21 protein-coding genes are annotated in these 19149 nt (G+C 69.3%); 17 read left to right on the forward strand and 4 right to left on the reverse strand.

Annotated features, from left to right (window positions below):
- Positions 1 to 53: 53 nt before the first annotated feature.
- The 12 genes from ftsH (at position 54) to EDF33_RS03620 (ending at position 11088) form a co-directional block, all read left to right on the forward strand.
- Positions 54 to 2042, forward strand: a complete 1989-nt coding sequence (gene ftsH, locus EDF33_RS03570) for an ATP-dependent zinc metalloprotease FtsH (RefSeq protein WP_123294542.1) — start codon at positions 54 to 56, stop codon at positions 2040 to 2042.
- A gap of 9 nt (positions 2043 to 2051) precedes the next feature.
- Positions 2052 to 2918 (forward strand): dihydropteroate synthase, encoded by an 867-nt coding sequence (folP, locus tag EDF33_RS03575; RefSeq protein WP_185021087.1) that lies wholly within the window; start codon positions 2052 to 2054, stop codon positions 2916 to 2918.
- Complete coding sequence (folB, locus tag EDF33_RS03580; protein ID WP_123294543.1) at positions 2915 to 3304, forward strand: dihydroneopterin aldolase; 390 nt, start codon at positions 2915 to 2917, stop codon at positions 3302 to 3304. Before folP ends, folB begins: the two co-directional genes overlap by 4 nt.
- Complete coding sequence (gene folK / locus EDF33_RS03585) at positions 3301 to 3858, forward strand: 2-amino-4-hydroxy-6-hydroxymethyldihydropteridine diphosphokinase (protein WP_132099300.1); 558 nt, start codon at positions 3301 to 3303, stop codon at positions 3856 to 3858. The genes folB and folK overlap by 4 nt, the downstream gene beginning before the upstream one ends.
- A complete protein-coding gene (locus EDF33_RS03590) occupies positions 3855 to 4343 on the forward strand; it encodes a DUF3180 domain-containing protein (RefSeq protein WP_131880917.1) in 489 nt (162 codons plus the stop codon). Before folK ends, EDF33_RS03590 begins: the two co-directional genes overlap by 4 nt.
- A gap of 58 nt (positions 4344 to 4401) precedes the next feature.
- Positions 4402 to 4923 carry a PH domain-containing protein gene (locus tag EDF33_RS03595; RefSeq protein ID WP_111086938.1) on the forward strand — a complete coding sequence of 174 codons (522 nt, stop codon included), beginning with the start codon at positions 4402 to 4404 and terminating at the stop codon, positions 4921 to 4923.
- 9 nt (positions 4924 to 4932) lie between these two features.
- Complete coding sequence (locus tag EDF33_RS03600) at positions 4933 to 6690, forward strand: PH domain-containing protein (protein WP_132099301.1); 1758 nt, start codon at positions 4933 to 4935, stop codon at positions 6688 to 6690.
- Positions 6687 to 7379 carry a Rossmann-like and DUF2520 domain-containing protein gene (locus tag EDF33_RS03605; protein ID WP_165918700.1) on the forward strand — a complete coding sequence of 231 codons (693 nt, stop codon included), beginning with the start codon at positions 6687 to 6689 and terminating at the stop codon, positions 7377 to 7379. Before EDF33_RS03600 ends, EDF33_RS03605 begins: the two co-directional genes overlap by 4 nt.
- 217 nt (positions 7380 to 7596) lie before the next feature.
- Positions 7597 to 9123: a lysine--tRNA ligase gene (gene lysS / locus EDF33_RS03610; protein WP_132099303.1), complete on the forward strand. Its 1527-nt coding sequence runs from the start codon at positions 7597 to 7599 to the stop codon at positions 9121 to 9123.
- 29 nt (positions 9124 to 9152) lie between these two features.
- Complete coding sequence (locus EDF33_RS03615; RefSeq protein WP_111086942.1) at positions 9153 to 9356, forward strand: hypothetical protein; 204 nt, start codon at positions 9153 to 9155, stop codon at positions 9354 to 9356.
- 163 nt (positions 9357 to 9519) lie between these two features.
- The gene (locus EDF33_RS20660; protein WP_279388037.1) at positions 9520 to 9651 is read left to right on the forward strand and encodes a hypothetical protein; all 132 of its coding nucleotides are present in this window, start codon (positions 9520 to 9522) and stop codon (positions 9649 to 9651) included.
- A gap of 378 nt (positions 9652 to 10029) precedes the next feature.
- Positions 10030 to 11088 (forward strand): sigma-70 family RNA polymerase sigma factor, encoded by a 1059-nt coding sequence (locus EDF33_RS03620; RefSeq protein ID WP_132099304.1) that lies wholly within the window; start codon positions 10030 to 10032, stop codon positions 11086 to 11088.
- Between the two features lie 150 nt (positions 11089 to 11238).
- Here EDF33_RS03620 and EDF33_RS03625 read toward each other — a convergent pair whose 3' ends face one another.
- Positions 11239 to 12171: an NAD(+)/NADH kinase gene (locus EDF33_RS03625; protein ID WP_111086944.1), complete on the reverse strand. Its 933-nt coding sequence runs from the start codon at positions 12169 to 12171 to the stop codon at positions 11239 to 11241.
- A gap of 70 nt (positions 12172 to 12241) precedes the next feature.
- Here EDF33_RS03625 and EDF33_RS03630 point away from each other — a divergent pair, with 70 nt between their 5' ends.
- Positions 12242 to 12718, forward strand: coding sequence for a Clp protease N-terminal domain-containing protein (locus EDF33_RS03630; protein WP_165918701.1), 477 nt, complete (start codon positions 12242 to 12244; stop codon positions 12716 to 12718).
- A gap of 222 nt (positions 12719 to 12940) precedes the next feature.
- The gene (locus tag EDF33_RS03635) at positions 12941 to 15460 is read left to right on the forward strand and encodes an ATP-dependent Clp protease ATP-binding subunit (RefSeq protein ID WP_123294552.1); all 2520 of its coding nucleotides are present in this window, start codon (positions 12941 to 12943) and stop codon (positions 15458 to 15460) included.
- 85 nt (positions 15461 to 15545) lie between these two features.
- Here the strand turns inward: EDF33_RS03635 and EDF33_RS03640 are convergent, their stop codons facing one another.
- A complete protein-coding gene (locus EDF33_RS03640) occupies positions 15546 to 15998 on the reverse strand; it encodes an SRPBCC family protein (RefSeq protein ID WP_132099306.1) in 453 nt (150 codons plus the stop codon).
- 98 nt (positions 15999 to 16096) lie between these two features.
- On the opposite strand from EDF33_RS03640, the gene EDF33_RS03645 reads away from it, so the two are divergent.
- Together EDF33_RS03645 and EDF33_RS03650 are read left to right on the forward strand one after the other, a co-directional pair.
- On the forward strand, positions 16097 to 16639 hold the full coding sequence (locus EDF33_RS03645) for an amino-acid N-acetyltransferase (protein ID WP_173170102.1): 543 nt from the start codon (positions 16097 to 16099) through the stop codon (positions 16637 to 16639).
- Positions 16640 to 16703: 64 nt separating this feature from the next.
- Positions 16704 to 17372 (forward strand): hypothetical protein, encoded by a 669-nt coding sequence (locus tag EDF33_RS03650; RefSeq protein WP_132099307.1) that lies wholly within the window; start codon positions 16704 to 16706, stop codon positions 17370 to 17372.
- 92 nt (positions 17373 to 17464) lie between these two features.
- On the opposite strand, the gene EDF33_RS03655 is transcribed toward EDF33_RS03650, so the two are convergent.
- Positions 17465 to 18196: a DUF3800 domain-containing protein gene (locus EDF33_RS03655; protein WP_132099308.1), complete on the reverse strand. Its 732-nt coding sequence runs from the start codon at positions 18194 to 18196 to the stop codon at positions 17465 to 17467.
- Positions 18197 to 18270: 74 nt separating this feature from the next.
- The gene (locus tag EDF33_RS03660; protein ID WP_017887662.1) at positions 18271 to 18480 is read right to left on the reverse strand and encodes a cold-shock protein; all 210 of its coding nucleotides are present in this window, start codon (positions 18478 to 18480) and stop codon (positions 18271 to 18273) included.
- 281 nt (positions 18481 to 18761) lie between these two features.
- On the opposite strand from EDF33_RS03660, the gene EDF33_RS03665 reads away from it, so the two are divergent.
- Positions 18762 to 19145 carry an SseB family protein gene (locus EDF33_RS03665; protein WP_132099309.1) on the forward strand — a complete coding sequence of 128 codons (384 nt, stop codon included), beginning with the start codon at positions 18762 to 18764 and terminating at the stop codon, positions 19143 to 19145.
- Positions 19146 to 19149: the final 4 nt, after the last annotated feature.

The following is a 19149-nucleotide window of genomic DNA, read 5'->3' on the forward strand; positions in this document are numbered from 1 at the left end:
ACCTGCACGCAACTTCGGCAGAGAAAGGTGTCGGGCACTCGCGCCCGGATCACATGAACTTCAAGCGCATCTTCCGCGGCCCGTACCTCTACGTGCTGATCGCGCTGGCGGGCATCTTCATCGGCTGGAGCGTCATCAGCCAGGGCAGCACGACCGAGGTCAGCACCCAGAAGGGCCTCGAGCAGCTCGCCGACGGCAAGATCTCGTCCGTCATCGTCAACTCCACCGAGCAGCGGGTCGACATGATCACCCGCGACGGCGACAAGCAGGAGCAGTTCTACTACTCCACGCCCCGTGGCGAAGAGGTCATCCAGGCCGTCAACGACGCCAACCTGCCCAAGGGCTACGACGACCACGTGAACACGGGCAACTGGTTCCTGTCGCTCCTCGGCGTACTGCTCCCCTTCCTGATCATCGGTGCCCTGTTCTGGTTCCTGCTCTCGAGCGCCCAGGGCGGCGGCTCGAAGGTCATGCAGTTCGGCAAGTCGAAGGCCAAGATCAACAACAAGGAGAACCCGCAGGTGTCGTTCGCCGACGTCGCGGGCTCCGACGAGGCGATCGAGGAGCTCCACGAGATCAAGGAGTTCCTGAAGGAGCCGGCGAAGTTCCAGGCCGTCGGCGCCAAGATCCCGAAGGGCGTGCTGCTGTACGGCCCTCCCGGAACCGGCAAGACCCTGCTCGCCCGCGCCGTCGCCGGCGAAGCGGGTGTGCCGTTCTACTCGATCTCCGGTTCGGACTTCGTCGAGATGTTCGTCGGTGTCGGTGCGAGCCGTGTCCGTGACCTCTTCGAGCAGGCTAAGGCGAACTCGCCGGCCATCGTCTTCATCGACGAGATCGACGCCGTCGGTCGTCACCGTGGTGCCGGCATCGGCGGCGGCAACGACGAGCGCGAGCAGACGCTCAACCAGCTGCTCGTCGAGATGGACGGCTTCGACGGCAAGACGAACGTCATCCTCATCGCCGCGACGAACCGTCCCGACGTGCTCGACCCTGCGCTCCTGCGTCCGGGCCGCTTCGACCGCCAGATCGGTGTCGACGCCCCGGGCATGGCCGGCCGCAAGCAGATCCTCGAGGTGCACGCGAAGGGCAAGCCGCTCGCCGCGAGCGTCGACCTGGAGCTGCTCGCCCGCAAGACGCCGGGCTTCACCGGCGCCGACCTGGCGAACGTCCTGAACGAGGCCGCGCTGCTCACCGCCCGGTCGAACGCGCAGCTCATCGACAACCGTGCGCTGGACGAGGCCGTCGACCGCGTCATGGCGGGCCCGCAGCGTCGGACCCGGATCATGTCCGACCAGGAACGCCTGATCACCGCGTATCACGAGGGCGGCCACGCCCTGGCGGCAGCGGCGATGCGGCACACCGACCCGGTCACGAAGATCACGATCCTGCCGCGCGGCCGTGCCCTCGGGTACACGATGGTGCTCCCGCTCGAGGACAAGTACTCGGTGACCCGCAACGAGCTGCTCGACCAGCTCACCTACGCCATGGGTGGACGCGTCGCCGAGGAGATCGTGTTCCACGACCCCACCACCGGCGCCTCGAACGACATCGAGAAGGCCACCGGCACCGCCCGCAAGATGGTCACCGAGTACGGCATGAGCCAGGCCGTCGGGTCCGTCAAGCTCGGTTCCGGGTCGAGCGAGCCGTTCGTCGGCCGTGACATGAGCGGTGGGACCGGGCGCGACTACTCGGAGAACATCGCGCAGACCGTCGACGCCGAGACCCGTGCGCTGCTCGAGGCCGCGCACAACGAGGCCTACCAGGTGCTCAACGACAACCGCGACATCCTCGACCGCCTGGCCGGTGAGCTCCTCGAGAAGGAGACGCTCGACGCCCCGGAGCTCGTGGAGATCTTCAAGGACGTCCGCAAGCTGCCGGAACGCCCGCAGTGGCTCTCCAGCGACAAGCGTCCGGTGAGCAACCTGCCCGCGATCGACGTGCCCGGGCAGGCCGCCGCCACCGCAGCGGACCAGTCGGACAGCGAGTCGACCTCGAAGCCCCGTCGTCGCCCCTTCGGCAACCCGGGTATCGCCCCGGCGTAGGGGGCCGGCATGACCGACCTGCCGACGAGACGTGCTCGTCGGCTCGACACCCGCGGCGGTCCGACACCGGACCGCACGCGGGTGTTGGGCATCCTCAACGTGACGCCCGACTCGTTCAGCGACGGCGGGCTGCACCAGGCCTACGACGCCGCCGTGCAGCACGCGCGTGACCTCGTCGCCGCAGGTGCCGACATCATCGACGTCGGTGGAGAGTCGACGCGGCCGGGCTCGGAGCGCGTTCCGGTGCCGGTCGAGCAGGAGCGCGTGCTGCCGGTCGTCCGGCAGCTCGTCGCCGAGGGCATCCCGGTGAGCGTCGACACGATGAACGCCTCGACCGCCGAACGGGCCGTCGAACTCGGCGCCGCGATCGTCAACGACGTGTCCGGCGGCCTGGCCGACCCGGACATGGCCCGCGTGGTCGCGTCGACCGGGGCCGGGTTCGTGGTCATGCACTGGCGTGGTCACAGCGACCGGATGTACCGCAATGCCGAGTACGTGCACGCCGTCGACGAGGTCCGGCGCGAGGTCGAGATGCGGGTCGCCGAGCTCATCGTCCTCGGGGTGCGCCAGGAACAGGTCGTGATCGACCCGGGCCTCGGCTTCGCCAAGCAGGGCGTGCAGAACTGGGAGATCCTGGCCGGCTACGAACGGTTCGCCTCGATCGGCCTGCCGGTGCTCGTCGCCGCATCACGCAAGCGGTTCCTGGATGGCGTCGGCAGCCCCGAGGGTGCCCCGCCGAAGGACCGCGACCTCGCCACCGCCGCCATCAGCCTGCTCGCCGCCGAACGCGGCGCGTGGGGGGTGCGCGTGCACGACCCGGCACCGACCCGTGCCGTGCTCGACGTCTGGGACGCCTGGAGGGCAGCTCGCTCGTGAACGACACCATCCGCCTCGTCGGGGTCCGCGCCCGCGGCCACCACGGGGTCTTCGACCACGAACGTGCCGACGGTCAGGACTTCGTCGTCGACGTCGCCGTGGAACTCGACGCCCGCGCGGCCTCGGGCAGCGACGACCTCGACGCCACCGTGCACTACGGCGTGCTCGCCGAGCAGGTCGTCGCCGAGATCGAACGCGACCCGGTGGACCTGATCGAGACCCTCGCGGAGCGCATCGCGGCCGCGGTGCTCACCCACCGTGCGGCCCTGGCGACCGAGGTCACCGTGCACAAGCCGCAGGCACCCATCACCGTGCCGTTCACGGACGTCTCGATCACCATCCGCCGTGCCCGCGGGGCGACCGTGCCGGACGAGGAAGAAGAGTGAGCCGCGTCGTCGTCGCGCTCGGCGCCAACCTCGGCGACCGGGGGAGCACCCTCCGCGCCGCCGCCCGAGCGGTCGCCGCGCTGCCCGGGGTCCACCCGGTGGCGTCGAGCCACGAAGTCGAGTCCGTCGCCGTCACCCTGGACGGCCGCGACGACACCAAGCCGCGGTACCGCAACGCCGTCGTGGTCGTCGACACCGACCTCGAGCCGCAGGCGTTCCTCGACGCACTGCACGGCATCGAGGACGAGCACGGCCGCACCCGCGACGTCCGCTGGGGCGACCGGACCCTCGACCTCGACGTCGTCGCCGTGGACGACCTGCGCATCGACACCGTCACGCTCACCGTCCCGCACCCCCGTGCCGCCGAGCGCGCGTTCGTGCTCGCACCGTGGCTCGACGCCGACCCCGCGGCCGTCCTGCCCGGCGCCGGGCCGGTGGCCGACCTGCTCGCCGCCGTGGGGGACGACACCGAGCGCGTCGACGAGCCGCGCCTGTTCGCGGACGTGCCCCGCGCCTCCCGGGCCACCACCGAAGGGAACGTGACCCAGCCGTGAAGCCGACCCGTCTCTCCACCCTGTTCAGCATCGCCGTCGTGACCGCGGTGGCGGGCTTCGCGTTCGACGCGGTGCTCGCGTCGCGACAGTCGCCGACGCTGCTGCTCGCAGTGCCGCTCGGCATCACGCTCGCGTTCATCGGCGTCGCCGTCGTGCTCATGGCGCGACCCGTCCGCCGGCACGCCCGCGAGGGCGCGGGCCGGCAGCGCCCGGTCGACCCGCTCTACGCCACGCGCGTGGTGGTGCTGGCGAAGGCCTCGAGCATCTGCGGCGTCCTGTTCGGCGGCTTCGCGATCGGGCTGGTCGTGTACCTCCTGACCCGCTCGGTGACGCCTTCGCTAGGCTCGACCCTGCCGAACGTGGTCGCCGTCGGGGGCGGGATCGTACTGACGGTCTGCGCACTCGTGGCAGAGCGCATGTGCATCGCTCCTCCGAGCGACGACGACGAGCCGGGCGACCCCCGGAACGGCACGACGGCGAACTGACCCGAGCACACCCCGCACGACGGCGAACTGACCCGAGCACACCCACTGGAGGCCCGCGATGGCGCGTGAACGACTCGACGAGCCGGGCCTCGGCCTGACCGGCATCGACTGGACCAGGGTGTCCGCGAAGCTCGTGTGGACCGAACTCATCACGACCCTGGTGATCGGCCTCGTGGTGACCGCCGGCCTGGTCCTGATCGGGATCGTGAACGACGGCTTCGGCTCGGGCGCCGGCACGGTCTGGCTGCTCATCGGCATCGTGGTGCTCGTCATCACGCTCGTCACCGCGGCGCTGACGCCCCGCCGGGTCCGTGCGATCGGCTACGCCCTGCGCGACGACGACCTGGTGGTCCGCCGCGGCCTGATGTGGCAGCGCTTCACGGCGGTGCCGTACGGACGCATGCAGCTCGTCGACGTGGCGCGCGGTCCGCTCGACCGGGCGCTCGGCATGAGCGAGCTGAAGTTCGTGACCGCCGCGGCCGCCACGAACGTCCGCATCCCCGGCATCCCCGCGACCGACGCCGACGAACTGCGCGACCGGCTCGTCGAGCTCGCCGAGTCCCGCCGCGCCGGGCTGTAGGGGGTCGCGGTGACCTTCCGACCCGGCCCGCCGCCGCCCGCTCCGCCCACGCGCGGGAACGCCGCTGCCGCAGCGCCCCTGACCGACGGCGAGTGGCACCGCCTGCACCCGCTGACCCCGCTGCTCAAGGGCGGGATCTTCCTGATCGTCATCCTCGGCTACGTGCTGAACAGCCTGCGCGACCAGCTCGTCGAGTTCTTCATCCCCGGCGGCGAGCAGCAGGACGGCGACCCCGTCCGCTACGTCTACGAGCACGGCGTCGTCGGCTGGGTGCTGCTCGGCGTCGCGGTGTTCCTGCTCGTGCTGATCGGGCTCTTCTACCTGTCCTGGCGGATGCACGAGTTCCGGGTCACCGGCGAGATCGTCGAGGTCCGCTCGGGCGTGCTGTTCCGGAACCACCGCAAGGCCCGGCTCGACCGGATCCAGGGCATCAACATCTCGCGTCCGCTCATCCCGCGGGTGTTCGGCACGGCGAAGCTCGAGATCGCCCAGGCCGGCAACGACGCCAACGTGCAGCTCGCGTACCTCGGGGTGAAGGCCGCCGACGACTTGCGGCTGCGCATCCTCGTGCTCGCCTCGGGTGCGAAGGACGACGACCGTGGCAGTGGTCCGGCGCGCGCGTCGAACGGTGTGCTGCAGGACCGCGTCGACGAGATGTTCTCGCCCGAGCTCGACGCCGCCGCGGTGCAGGCCACCCGGATCGTCAAGGTGAAGCCCGGTCGGCTGATCGCGTCGATGCTGCTCTCCGGCACCACCGTCTTCATCTTGCTGGCCGTGGCAGCGATGATCGTCAGCGTCGCGCTCACCGGCGAGTACGGGATCCTGTTCGGCCTGTTCCCCGCCGTGATCGGTGCGGGCAGCTACTACGTCCGCAAGTTCTCGCGGTCGCTGCAGTACACGATCGCCGAGACCCGCGACGGCATCCGGATCGGGTTCGGGCTCGTCTCGACCTCGAACGAGACGCTGCCCCCGGGCCGCATCCACGCCGTGAGCGTCGCGCAGCCGCTGCTCTGGCGCCCGTTCGGCTGGTGGGACGTCCGGATCAACCGAGCGACGAACGCCGGCAACGGGGCATCGAGCAACCAGCAGGCCTCCGCCATCGTGCTGCCCGTCGGCACCGCGGCCGACGTCCGCGAGGTCCTCGACATCATCCTGCCCGGCCTGGTCGGCACTGCCGTCGCCGGCCCCGAGGCCTCGCAGGAGGCCCTGCGGGAAGGCTCCGCCGAGGCCGTCAGCGTCGTTGACGACAGCCTCACCACGAGCGGTGACGAGGGCGGCTTCGTGCACTCTCCGCGCCGCGGCGCCTGGCTCCGGCCGTTCGCGTTCCGACGCAACGGGTACCGGTTCGTGCAGGGCGCGGTGCTGCTCCGACTCGGTGCCGTCTGGCGGTCGCTCGTCATCGTGCCGCTGCCCCGGGTGCAGAGCGTCAAGGTCGAGCAGGGTCCGCTCGAGCGTGCCCTGCGGCTCGCCGCCGTCCACGTGCACACCGTCGCCGGGCCCGTCTCGGCCCGCGTCGGTGCGCTCGACGCGCGGGACGCGCAGCGTCTGTGGTCCGAGACCACCCAGCGCGCCGTCGAGGCCGCTGCGGTCGACACGTCCCACCGGTGGCGCGAACGGGAGGCCCGTCCCGAGTCCGCCGGGCACGCTGCGGACGTGCCGTGGCCCGGGTCCGGAGCCCCTGCCGGACCCGACGGCGACCACCGGCCCGGCACCGTGCCTCCCGGCCCGGGGTGGAGCGACGTCCCGCCCACCGGAGCGGCCCGATGAGGGCCGGGCGCCTCGGCGTCGGCGTCGTCGGTGCCGGACGGGTCGGACCCGTGCTCGGCGCCGCACTCGCGAACGCGGAGCACGCGGTCGTCGGGGTGACCGCTGTGTCCGCCGAGAGCCGTGACCGTGCCGAGGCGATGCTGCCCGGCGCTCCCGTGCTCGCGACCCCGGACCTGGTCGAGCGGAGCGAACTCGTCCTGCTCGCGGTGCTGGACGACCAGCTGGCCTCGCTCGTGCAGGGCCTGGCGGACGCCGGCATCTGGCAGCCCGGACAGCTCGTCGTGCACACCAGCCCGGACCACGGCGTCGGCATCCTCGCCCCCGCGATGGCGGCTGGCGCGATCCCGCTCGCCATCCACCCCGCGATGGCGTTCACCGGTACCAGCGTCGACCTGTCGCGGCTTCGTGACGCCTACTGCGCGGTCACCGCCCCGTCGCCCGTGCTGCCCATCGCGCAGGCCCTGGTGGTCGAGATGGGCGCCGAGCCGTTCGTCATCGCCGAGGGGGACCGGCCGGCCTACGCCGACGCCGTCCGCGCCGCCGTGAGCTTCTCGACGGCGATCGTGGACCAGTCGGCGGGCACGCTCTCCGGCATCGGCGTCGACCACCCCGGCCGGGTGCTCGGTGCGCTCGTCCGCTCCGCCGTCGACAACGCACTGACGGCCGCCGACGGGCAGTCCACGCTGTAAGGGCATGGCGGTCGGTCACGACTCCCCGCTCAGTTCCGCCGAGTGGTCGCGAGCCGTCGGCCCGCAGCGCTCCGGCCGACGGAACGTGACCGGTCGACGCCTCGCCGGCGGGGAGTCGTGACCAGTCGAGGGGACCCGTCCGGGCACGGTTCGGGGGCGGGCTCGCGGCGCGGGTAGCATTTCCCCCGACCCCCACGACCATCGGAGCCGCACCCGCATGACCGACGAGACCGCCACCACCGACACCGCGATCGCCGACGCCGCCGCACTGGCCGAGCAGGAGACCAGCGAGCAGCGACAGGTCCGGCTCGACAAGCGCGCGAAGCTGCTCGAATCGGGCATCGAGGCGTACCCCGCCGAGCTCCCGATCACGACGACGATCCCGGCGGTCCGCGACCAGTACGCGCACCTCGAGACCGGCGAGGAGACGCAGGACGTCGTCGGTGTCGCCGGCCGCATCGTGTTCTCGCGCAACACCGGCAAGCTCTGCTTCGCGTCGTTGCAGTCCGGCGACGGGTCCCGCATCCAGGCGATGGTGTCCCTGGCCGAGGTCGGAGACGAGTCCCTCGCGCGCTGGAAGGAGTTCGTCGACCTCGGCGACCACGTGTTCGTGCACGGCCGTGTGATCTCCTCGCGCCGCGGTGAGCTGTCGATCATGGTCGACGAGTGGGCGATCGCGGCGAAGGCGATCCTGCCGCTGCCGAACCTGCACAACGAACTGAACGAGGAGACGCGGGTCCGCCAGCGCTACCTCGACCTCATCGTCCGCGACGAAGCACGCGCCACCGTCCGCGCCCGCGCCGCCGTGATGTCCTCGCTCCGTCAGACCTTCACCGAGCACGAGTACCTCGAGGTCGAGACGCCGATGCTGCAGACCCAGCACGGTGGCGCCTCGGCTCGTCCGTTCGTGACCCACTCGAACGCCTTCGACACCGAGCTCTTCCTGCGCATCGCGCCCGAGCTCTTCCTGAAGCGCGCGGTCGTCGGCGGCATCGACCGGGTGTTCGAGATCAACCGGAACTTCCGCAACGAGGGTGCCGACTCGTCGCACTCGCCCGAGTTCGCGATGGTCGAGGCGTACCAGGCGTACGGCAACTACGAGCAGATGGCCGACCTGACGCAGGAGCTCGTGCAGCGCGCCGCACGCGCCGTGACCGGCGGCTCGCTCGAGGTCACCCTGCCCGACGGCAGCACGTACGACCTCGGCGGCGAGTGGCCGCGCATCGACATGTACGGCTCGCTGTCCGAGGCAGCCGGTCGCGAGATCACCCCGGAGACCCCGCTGTCCGAGCTGCAGGAGCTCGCCGCTGCCGAGGGCGTCGAGGTCGCGCACGCCACGCACGGCAAGTACGTCGAAGAGCTCTGGGAGCACTTCGTGATCGACTCGCTCGACCGCCCGACGTTCGTGATGAACTTCCCGGTCGACACCTCGCCGCTCACCCGCGAGCACCGCACCCGTCCGGGCATCGTCGAGAAGTGGGACCTGTACGTCCGCGGCTTCGAGCTGGCGACGGCGTACTCCGAGCTCGTCGACCCGGTCGTGCAGCGGGAGCGCTTCGTCGCGCAGGCGAAGCTCGCAGCCGGCGGCGACCCCGAGGCGATGCGCGTCGACGAGGAGTTCCTGCGGGCCCTCGAGCACGCCATGCCGCCGTCGGGTGGCATGGGCATGGGCGTCGACCGCCTGCTCATGGCGATCACCGGCCTCGGCATCCGCGAGACGATCCTGTTCCCGTTGGTGAAGTAAGTCCCGGTTCCCCGGGGTACGATGCTCCGGTGCCGCATGGAGTCGTGACCGGGATCATCTTCGCCCTGACGCCGACCATCGTCGTCGGCCTCATCTTCTGGTTCGTGATGCGCGCCATCATGCGGGCCGACCGCACCGAGCGTGCCGCGTACGCCAAGGTCGAGGCCGAGGAGCGTGCCCGGTTCGAGCGGGAGCACGGCGTCCCCGCGCCGGCACCGGCCTCGGCCGAGTAGCGCCGCCCGACCCAGTCCTGTCCGAAGGCCGTCGCCCCATCGTGGGCGGCGGCCTTCGACGTCTGTGCCCCTCCAACGTCCGCGCCCCCTCGACGGCTGTGCGCCCTCGACCGGTCACACGCCGTTCACCTCGCCGTCGCGCGCCGGGGTGAGCATCGTCCGCATGGCAACCACACATCCCTTCACGGGTCGCAGCCTCGTCGGTGACATCGAGAGCGAGTACGACGAGTTCGACCGAGACGCCGACCTCGAAACTTCCAAGCGCCGGGACGGGTGGCTCGAACCCTCCTGGTGACCCCCACCCACTCGGTTTTCGGGGTACGACCGCCGGATCGCATCGATCCGGCCGGACGTACCCCTTTTGCATGTCCGGAAGGCGCGGCGGTGCGGGGTACATGTTCGGAAACGCGTGAGAAACACTCCTGCAACGCCGGAAACATCACGTCATACCCTTGATCCGCGGCAGTTCGGGGGACCACACTGGCAGCATCGCTGTACCCCACGGGGGACGGTTTCGACGACGAAGCACGGAGATGCCTGAGAATCATTCCGATCGGTTTGTGGGGTACACCTCCGGACCGCTTTACTCGTGAACACCCCAAGCAGCACCCAGAAGCACCACCCCCAGCACCACCGCACGAAGCCATCACCGCCGAACGCAGGGAGCAACACCATGACGATCGCACCGGCTGCACCGAGCACCACCCGCCGCGCCACCACGAAGAAGGCAGCGGCATCGAAGACCCAGGCCGCCGAGTCCGCGACGACCTCCCTCGACACCGAGGTCGAGGCCGACGAGCAGCTCGCCGGCGTCCGCGGTGCCTCCGTCGACCAGGTCGGCGACTACCTGCGCCACATCGGGCGCCTGTCGCTCCTCACCGCCGAGGAAGAAGCGCAGATCGCCCGTCGCATCGAGGTCGGCCTGTTCGCGGAAGAGAAGCTCGCGACCGAGAAGGGCCTCGCGAAGACCCTGCAGCGCGAACTCCGCTGGCTCGTCCGTGACGGTGAGCGCGCCAAGGAGCGCATGATCACCTCGAACCTCCGTCTGGTCGTCAGCATCGCGAAGCGCTACTCGCAGCGTGGCCTGCCGTTCATGGACGTCATCCAGGAGGGCAACCTCGGCCTGGTCCGTGCGGTCGAGAAGTTCGACTTCACGCAGGGCTACAAGTTCTCGACCTACGCCACCTGGTGGATCCGCCAGGCGATCTCGCGTGGTCTCGCCGACAAGGCCCGCACGATCCGCATCCCGGTCCACACCGTCGAGCTGATCAACAAGATCTCCCGCACCGAGCGCGACCTGACCGTCGACCTCGGCCGTGCGCCGATGCCCGACGAGGTCGCCGCCGAGCTGAGCATGTCGGTCGAAGAGCTCGTCGACCTCAAGGGCCGCTCGCACGAGCCGGTCTCGATCCACACCGTGGTCGGCGACTCGGACGACAGCGAGCTCGGTGACTTCATCGAGGACGAGGACGCTGCGTCGCCGAACGAGCTCACCGAGACCACGCTCCTGCACCGCGACATCCGTTCGATCGTCGCCGAGCTGCCGAGCGAGGAAGCCAACGTGATCCGCATGCGCTACGGCCTCGACGACGACAAGCCGATGACGCTCGACGAGATCTCGAAGATCGTGCACACGACCCGCCAGGCCGTCAGCCGGGTGGAGTCGCGCGCCAAGCTGCGTCTGTTCGCCAAGGCGGTCTCGCAGGACATGCAGCTGTACCTGACCGACTGAGGTCAGCAGACTTCGGCCGGCGCTCGCGTCGGCAGGGGAACCCGGGTCGGTCTGTGGGAAGACGATCCGGTGGGGTGATGGGAAGGCCCGCTCGAGCACTGCTCGAGCGGGCCATTCACGTTCGTGGGCGCCTGATGCCTGCCCGGATACCTACTGGTCGAGTTCGCGCCCGAGCTTCTGCCGCAGGTCGCTCGGGATCAGCTCGATGAGCTGGTCGGGTCGTACCGGCAGGTCGAGCAGGCTCAGCTTCACCCGACCGGTGCGTCCGTGCCGCTCGGCGTCGAGCCGCACGACGCTGCCGGCGTCCTTGCGGAGTCGGACGTCGATCTGCGCTCCGGTGGCGACCTCGCCGACGACGAGCCCGTCGACCTCGAGTGCGGCGCTCCTGGTGCCCTCGGCGATGTCGAACCGGTAGCGCTCGCGGGCGGCGAGCACCACGGCACGGTCGATCCCCGCCATCGGTGCAACCGGGGTCACGACGGACCCGGACAGCGCGGGGGACAGCACCGGACCGCCCGCGGCGTAGTTGTACGCGGTGGAGCCGGCCGGGGTCGCGGCGACGATGGCGTCGGCGCGGTAGTAGCCGTAGCCGAGTCCGCCGACGCTGAGGTCCGCCGACACCTGGCCGGAGCCGGGCCGCCGCACGATCGTCAGGTCGTTGAACGCCAGGTAGTCGGTGCGAGCGCCGCTCCAGGACAGCCGGGCCTCGAGCGCGTGGTGCGGCTCGAGCTGGTACTCGCCGGCTGACAGTCGGTCGAGCGCGGCTTCGAGCTCCGGCGGTTCGATCTCCACCAGGAACCCGACGTTGCCGTAGTTCACGCCGAGCACCGGTACCGGGCGCTTCGCCACGAGTCGCATCGCGCCGAGCATGGTGCCGTCGCCGCCGAGGGCCACGACGAGGTCGACGCGTGCGGTGAAGTCGTCGTCCTCCACCGCGGTGATGCCCCCGCCGATCCGCTGTGCATCGGCTCGGCGGGCGACGAGCTCGCCCCGGCCGGACGCGTTCCATCGCTGCAGGGTCGTCACGGACTCCTGCACGTTCTTGGTCGGGTGGACGACGAGGCCGACGACGGGCTGATCCATGACCGGATGGTACCGAGCCGCGCTGAACCGAGGGCTGTTCAATTGTCTTTGCATGCGATATTCGGAATACATGCAGATCGCTCAGCTGTCCGTCGCCCTCCCCACCGTCCGGCAGGGCCGCGAGATCGTGCTGCTCGCCGATCTCGAGTCCCACGAGACGGGCTTCGGCTTCGTCGATGCGGAGCACCTCCTGCTCGCAGCAGTCACCCTCTGCGGCGGGATGCCCCGGTTCCGCCCGGTCCTCGAGGCGCACGGGGTCAGCCCGGAAGCCGTCCGGTCCGAGATCAGCGTCTTCGTCGGTGCGCGGGCCGCGTGCCCTGACGAGCACGACCGGCTCGCCTGCACCCCGGCGGCCGCCCGGGTCCTCGCACGAGCAGCCGCCCTCGCCGGTCCGGCCGAGCGCGTCCGCCCGGTGCACGTCGTGCTGGCCGTCCTCGACGGCGTCGACGACCCGTTCATGGGCTCGGCACACGACGTCCTCGACGCCCTGGGCGTCGAGCCGCGCCGCTTCCGGCGTGCCCTGCGCCGGGCAGCGCGCCGCGCCTGAGACGCGACGGAACACCAGACGGGAGGCCCGTGGCGGACGCCGCCACGGGCCTCCCGTCGTCTGTTCCGTTCGCTCACTGCGCACATCGCGCAGTGAGGTCACGCCCACGGCGAACAGGGGCAGCCCGCACGGGGAGCGCTGGTTACTCTCGGAGTACGTGACCGGACTCAGACGAGACCGGACCAGCTGTCGGCTCCGTCAGAAAGGGCCAAGGGAGAGCACATGTTCGAGAGATTCACCGACCGAGCCCGTCGTGTTGTCGTCCTCGCTCAAGAAGAAGCGAAGATGCTCAACCACAACTACATCGGCACCGAGCACATCCTCCTCGGCCTGATCCACGAGGGCGAGGGCGTTGCTGCCAAGGCGCTGGAGTCGCTCGGCATCTCGCTCGACGCCGTCCGCGAGCAGGTCCAGGACATCATCGGCCAGGGTCAGCAGCAGCCGACCGGGCACATCCCGTTCACGCCGCGTGCCAAGAAGGTGCTCGAGCTGTCCCTGCGCGAAGCGCTGCAGCTCGGCCACAACTACATCGGTACCGAGCACATCCTGCTCGGCCTGATCCGCGAGGGCGAGGGCGTCGCAGCCCAGGTTCTCGTGAAGCTCGGCGCCGACCTCAACCGGGTCCGCCAGCAGGTCATCCAGCTCCTGTCCGGCTACCAGGGCAAGGAAGCGGTCGCCGTCGGCGGCGAGCAGCAGCAGAACGCGCAGCAGGGTTCGCAGGTCCTCGACCAGTTCGGTCGGAACCTCACCCAGGCCGCGCGCGACGGCAAGCTCGACCCCGTCATCGGGCGCGAGAAGGAGATGGAGCGGGTCATGCAGATCCTCTCCCGCCGCTCCAAGAACAACCCCGTCCTGATCGGTGAGCCCGGCGTCGGCAAGACCGCCGTCGTCGAGGGCCTCGCCCAGGCGATCGTCAAGGGCGATGTGCCCGAGACGCTGAAGGACAAGCAGCTCTACTCGCTCGACCTCGGATCGCTCATCGCCGGGTCCCGCTACCGCGGTGACTTCGAGGAGCGCCTGAAGAAGGTCACGAAGGAGATCCGCACCCGCGGCGACATCATCGTCTTCATCGACGAGATCCACACGCTCGTCGGTGCCGGTGCTGCCGAAGGTGCGATCGACGCCGCCTCGATCCTCAAGCCCCTCCTCGCCCGCGGTGAGCTCCAGACCATCGGTGCCACCACGCTCGACGAGTACCGCAAGCACTTCGAGAAGGACGCAGCACTCGAGCGTCGCTTCCAGTCGGTGCAGGTCAACGAGCCGTCGCTGCCGCACACGATCAACATCCTCAAGGGCCTGCGCGACAAGTACGAGGCGTTCCACAAGGTGTCCATCACCGACGGTGCGATCGTCTCGGCCGCCAACCTGGCGGACCGCTACGTGCAGGACCGCTTCCTGCCGGACAAGGCCATCGACCTGATCGACGAGGCCGGCGCACGCCTGCGCCTCTCGATCCTGTCGGCGCCCCCGGAGCTCCGCGAGTTCGACGAGAAGATCTCGACGGTCCGCGGGTCGAAGGAAGCCGCCATCGAGGAGCAGGACTTCGAGAAGGCAGCCAGCCTGCGCGACGAGGAGAAGAAGCTCCTGGGTGAGCGTCTCCGCCTCGAGAAGCAGTGGCGTGCCGGTGACGTCGCCGCGTCCGGCACCGTCGACGAGGGCATCATCGCCGAGGTCCTGGCGCAGGCCACGGGCATCCCGGTGTTCAAGCTCACCGAAGAGGAGACCTCGCGTCTCGTCTTCATGGAGAAGGCACTGCACCAGCGGGTCATCGGTCAGGAAGAAGCCATCTCGGCCCTGTCCAAGACCATCCGCCGGACCCGTGCCGGTCTGAAGGACCCGAACCGCCCCTCGGGCTCGTTCATCTTCGCCGGGCCCACGGGTGTCGGCAAGACCGAGCTCGCCAAGGCGCTCGCCGAGTTCCTGTTCGACGACGAGGGCGCACTGATCTCCCTCGACATGTCGGAGTTCGGTGAGAAGCACACCGTCTCGCGTCTGTTCGGTGCCCCTCCCGGGTTCGTCGGCTTCGAAGAGGGCGGCCAGCTCACCGAGAAGGTGCGCCGCAAGCCGTTCTCCGTGGTCCTGTTCGACGAGATCGAGAAGGCCCACCCGGACATCTTCAACTCGCTGCTGCAGGTGCTCGAGGAAGGCCGTCTCACCGACGGTCAGGGCCGCGTGGTCGACTTCAAGAACACCGTCATCATCATGACCACGAACCTCGGTTCGCAGGGCATCGCCGGTGGTCCGGTGGGCTTCCAGGTCGAGGGTGACTCGGCCGTCGGCTACGACCGCATGCGCGGCAAGGTGAACGAGGAGCTCAAGAAGCACTTCAAGCCGGAGTTCCTGAACCGCGTCGACGACACGATCGTGTTCCCGCAGCTGTCGCAGCCCGAGCTGCTGCAGATCGTGGACCTGTTCGTGAAGCGCCTGGCCGACCGTCTGCTCGACCGCGACATGACGGTGGAGCTCACCCTCCCCGCCAAGGAGCAGCTCATCAAGGTCGGGTTCGACCCGTCCCTCGGTGCACGCCCGCTGCGTCGCGCGATGCAGCACGAGGTCGAGGACCAGCTGTCCGAGCACATCCTGCAGGGTGAGCTCACCGCCGGTGACCACGTGAAGGTCGACTTCGTCGACGGTGCGTTCCACTTCGAGACCGGGCGTCAGCCGGGCCGCGAAGAGGTCCTCGCCGGCGCAGCCGCGGTCGAGACCGCGACCGACGCGCCCCAGGGCGAGATCGAGTCCTAGGACCCGACACCAGACAGACGGGAGGCCCGGTGCCAGCTGGCACCGGGCCTCCCGTCTGTCCGTGTGCGGACGTGTCAGCCCGTGATCACGCCTGCACGTCGCCGCGCCAGCCCGTGTCGGTCGGAGCCGACTCGACGCGCTCCTTGTAGTTCTGCAGGTCCTTCTTGATGGCGTGGCCACCGACGCCGACCGCAGCGCCGAGCTTCTCGAGGAAGCCGGACGGCTCCCAGTCGATCTGCGCGGTCACACGCGTCTCGGCGTCGGAGAGCTTGTGGAAGGTGACGACGCCGGCGTGGTCGGTCTCGCCGTCCTTGACGGTCCAGGCGACCCGCTCGTCGGGGTGCTGCTCGGTGATGACGGCGCGGAACTCGCGCTCCTGGCCGGCGACCTTCACGGTCCAGTCGGTGGTCTTGTCGTCGACCTGGACGATCTTCTCGACCTCGTCGAGGAAGTGCGGGAACTCCTCGAAGCGGGTCCACTGACCGTACGCTGCGGAGACGGGGACGTTGACGTCGACGGTTTCGATGATCTGAGGCATGGTGTGGACGGTAGGCGGCCGCGCCTGGGCGCAGTACAGCGGGATGTCCCCCGGAGCGGTCGGCTGCCGCTCGTCCACGCCCGGCTATGGTTGTCGGGATGACAGAGCACGGGAAGCACGCGTTCCACGAACGTGACGAGCACGGGATCCTGGTGCGTCCGGCACTCGCCTCGGACGTCCCGCACATCCAGCGGCTCATCGCCCCCTACGTCGACCGGCGCATCCTGCTCGGCAAGGAGAACGTCGCGCTCTACGGCTCGATCCAGCAGTTCCGGATCGCCGAGGGCCCCGACGGTGTGCCGATCGGCTGTGGTGCCCTCGCCGTCTTCTGGGACGACATCGCCGAGGTGCGCACGCTCGCCCTCGACGCCGACTGGATCCACAAGCGCGTCGGACACCGGATGCTCGAGGCGCTCGAACACGACGGCCGTGAACTCGGCGTCGCGCGGATCTTCTGCCTGACGTTCGAGGTCGACTTCTTCGCGAAGCACGGGTACCTGGAGATCGGCGAGCAGGTCGTCGAACCGGCGGTCTACGCCGAGCTGGTCCGCTCGTCGGACGAAGGGGTCGCGGAGTTCCTCGACCTCGCCCGGGTCAAGCCGAACACCCTCGGCAACACCCGCATGCTGAAGATCCTCTGACGCTTTCGCGCGGCACCCGGCGGGGGTCCCTCACCGGGCATCCGCGGTTGTCTACCCTGTGCGCATGTCGTCGTTGCGTCACCCCGTCGGGCCCGAGAAGCCGGTCGTGTACTGGCGCCGTCGTGCAGCCGTGCTCGGCGCACTCGTGATCATCGTCGTGGTGATCGTGCTCATCGTCGTCGGACGGGGGAGCGCGTCGACCCCGACGGCAGTCCCCACGTCCTCGCCGTCCGCTTCGGCTTCGGCTTCGGCCGGTGGTGCGTCGTCCGCTGCCCCGTCCCGTTCGGCGTCGGCATCTGCGTCGGCGTCTGGGTCGGGCGCTGCCGACGGGTCGACGTGCAGCAAGGACCAGGTCGTCCTGACGCCCGTGCTCGACAAGGAGGCGTACGGCCCCACCGAGGACCCGAAGATCGCCATGTCGATCAAGAACACCGGCACGAACTCGTGCCACCTCGACCTCGGGTCAGCGCAGCAGGTGCTGACGATCAGCTCCGGCGAGGAGCAGTACTGGTCGTCGAAGGACTGCCAGACCGGTGGCACGAACCAGGACGTCACGATCAAGTCCGGGCAGACTCTGACCACGCCCGCGATCGCTTGGGACCGCACCCGGTCGTCCACCACGACGTGCGATGCGTCCCGCCCGGCGGTCTCGGCCGACGGGGCCAGCTACCACCTGCAGGTCACGGTCGGGAACCTGAAGTCGAAGACCTCGGTGCAGTTCATCCTGCAGTAGCCCGGCGTCGCGTGGGCTGGTAGCCTCGATGCAAGTGGATTGGGAATGCCCGATCGGCGTCGAACCCCCGGAAACCCCGGGGGTTCTCGCTTTCACGGGTACACCTTCAGGCCCCAGCCCCTTACCGAACCAGACGGCGACTTCGGCATGCGCTCGAGGATCCGGTCCCACGCGCGGTTGGGCTGCTCGGGCTTGAGGAGATGTGTGCCGATCGGACGAGCGACGAGATCGGCGATCTGGAGCCCGGCGCTGTTCGTCTGCTTGCTCGCGATCTTGAAACGGAAGGTCTCGGCCATCCCGCGCATCTTCGTGGTGGTCATGATGCGGTCGAACTCGGCCTCCAGCTCCCGGTCCTCGGAGCGGCCCCGGCTCTCGAAGACCACGAACGTCTCGCACCGGGATGCTCCCCGATCCTGGAGCTGCAAGAAGACCCGTTCGAGCCCGAACTCGAGCGCGACGTGGTAAGGACTCGTGTCCTCCCCGACCCGGCGGACGAACTCGTGCTTCCGGATGGCGGATGCAACCACCCCGAAGCGCTCATCGAACACGGCGTCGACTCTTGCCATGAAGTCGCTGCGGACGGAGGCGTTCAGGAGGATGTCGAACGGCGGAGCTGACTGACGCATCTCCCGCTCGTGGAGGACGACCATGTCGTGGTTGAAGAAATCGAACTTGAGGCGTTGCACGAGCGGAACGATCCGGTCGACGTAGACGTCGACGGGGAAGATGCAGAACGCGAGCACGAACATCGGGTAGTCCGGATTGATGCGCGTGAGACTGTGATCTCCGCTTTCGTCGACGTAGACGATGTATCCACTGCGCACTGGTCCAACACATCAGTGGACAGTAAACGGCCCCGCCGTCCAGAGGACGACGGGGCCGTTCGAAGCTGATGTGATCAGCCGAGGACGGTGATGTTCTCCGCCTGCGGGCCCTTGCGGCCCTCGGTGATGTCGAACTCCACCTTCTGGTTCTCCTCCAGCGACTTGTAGCCGTTGCCGGCGATCGCGGAGAAGTGCGCGAAGACGTCAGCGCTTCCGTCGTCCGGGGCGATGAAGCCGAAGCCCTTTTCGTTGTTGAACCACTTGACGGTACCGGTAGATGCCATGATGGCGTTTCCTTAGCTTTCTTGCGTTCCGCCATGGTGCGATCGCACCTGCGGAGCCCCGACGTACGTCGACGGGGGTGATGCGCCACGCGGGCAGGTGCCGGCGGGACGGGTTCGGGGTCAGGCCTGATGGCCAGTGACCCTGGTAGTCCGAGTTGAGGGGCAAACCACCTCGCCCGAACGTTGAGCGCCGCCGAAGCGGTTCCACCAGGCTAGCGTGCTCAGGGCCGACTGGCTACCCGTGCGTCACTGAACGACGAAAATCTGGTGGAATTGCTCAGATGGCAGACAAGGAACAGCGCTTCCGGAGCGAACAGCTCGAGGAAGCCCTCGCGAAGCAGGACGTCGCTGCGGTGGCGTTCGCGCTGCGCAACGACATCGTGATCGTCCCCCGGCTCGTGACCGGCAAGAAGGAGATGCAGGTGCGGGTCTTCGGGCGCGAAGGCTCTGAACAGCGCATCCTGCTGCTGTTCTCGTCGGCGGACGCCTACACGGCGATGGTGCCGGACGAGAAGATCCGGCAGGTCATGGTCTACGACGGACCGCGGCTCGAGGAGTTCCTCGCCGCCCACCTGGACATGCTCGAGGGCGTGTTCTTCGACATCGCCGGGCCGAACACCATGCAGGCGACCCCGGGGGACCTGCTGGCCGCATTGCGCGCTTAAGCGA

It is taken from the genome of Curtobacterium sp. PhB146, assembly GCF_004342995.1.
Classification (GTDB): Bacteria; Actinomycetota; Actinomycetes; order Actinomycetales; family Microbacteriaceae; genus Curtobacterium.

Excerpts from the sequence above, each read along its gene's own strand:
- ftsH (WP_123294542.1), top strand. The coding sequence starts at position 54 with ATGAACTTCAAGCGCATCTTCCGCGGCCCGTACCTCTACGTGCTGATC.
- folP (WP_185021087.1), top strand. The coding sequence starts at position 2,052 with ATGACCGACCTGCCGACGAGACGTGCTCGTCGGCTCGACACCCGCGGC.
- EDF33_RS03595 (WP_111086938.1), top strand. The coding sequence starts at position 4,402 with ATGGCGCGTGAACGACTCGACGAGCCGGGCCTCGGCCTGACCGGCATC.
- EDF33_RS03605 (WP_165918700.1), top strand. The coding sequence starts at position 6,687 with ATGAGGGCCGGGCGCCTCGGCGTCGGCGTCGTCGGTGCCGGACGGGTC.
- lysS (WP_132099303.1), top strand. The coding sequence starts at position 7,597 with ATGACCGACGAGACCGCCACCACCGACACCGCGATCGCCGACGCCGCC.
- EDF33_RS20660 (WP_279388037.1), top strand. The coding sequence starts at position 9,520 with ATGGCAACCACACATCCCTTCACGGGTCGCAGCCTCGTCGGTGACATC.
- EDF33_RS03620 (WP_132099304.1), top strand. The coding sequence starts at position 10,030 with ATGACGATCGCACCGGCTGCACCGAGCACCACCCGCCGCGCCACCACG.
- EDF33_RS03625 (WP_111086944.1), bottom strand. The coding sequence starts at position 12,171 with ATGGATCAGCCCGTCGTCGGCCTCGTCGTCCACCCGACCAAGAACGTG.
- EDF33_RS03630 (WP_165918701.1), top strand. The coding sequence starts at position 12,242 with ATGCAGATCGCTCAGCTGTCCGTCGCCCTCCCCACCGTCCGGCAGGGC.
- EDF33_RS03635 (WP_123294552.1), top strand. The coding sequence starts at position 12,941 with ATGTTCGAGAGATTCACCGACCGAGCCCGTCGTGTTGTCGTCCTCGCT.
- EDF33_RS03640 (WP_132099306.1), bottom strand. The coding sequence starts at position 15,998 with ATGCCTCAGATCATCGAAACCGTCGACGTCAACGTCCCCGTCTCCGCA.
- EDF33_RS03645 (WP_173170102.1), top strand. The coding sequence starts at position 16,097 with ATGACAGAGCACGGGAAGCACGCGTTCCACGAACGTGACGAGCACGGG.
- EDF33_RS03650 (WP_132099307.1), top strand. The coding sequence starts at position 16,704 with ATGTCGTCGTTGCGTCACCCCGTCGGGCCCGAGAAGCCGGTCGTGTAC.
- EDF33_RS03660 (WP_017887662.1), bottom strand. The coding sequence starts at position 18,480 with ATGGCATCTACCGGTACCGTCAAGTGGTTCAACAACGAAAAGGGCTTC.
- EDF33_RS03665 (WP_132099309.1), top strand. The coding sequence starts at position 18,762 with ATGGCAGACAAGGAACAGCGCTTCCGGAGCGAACAGCTCGAGGAAGCC.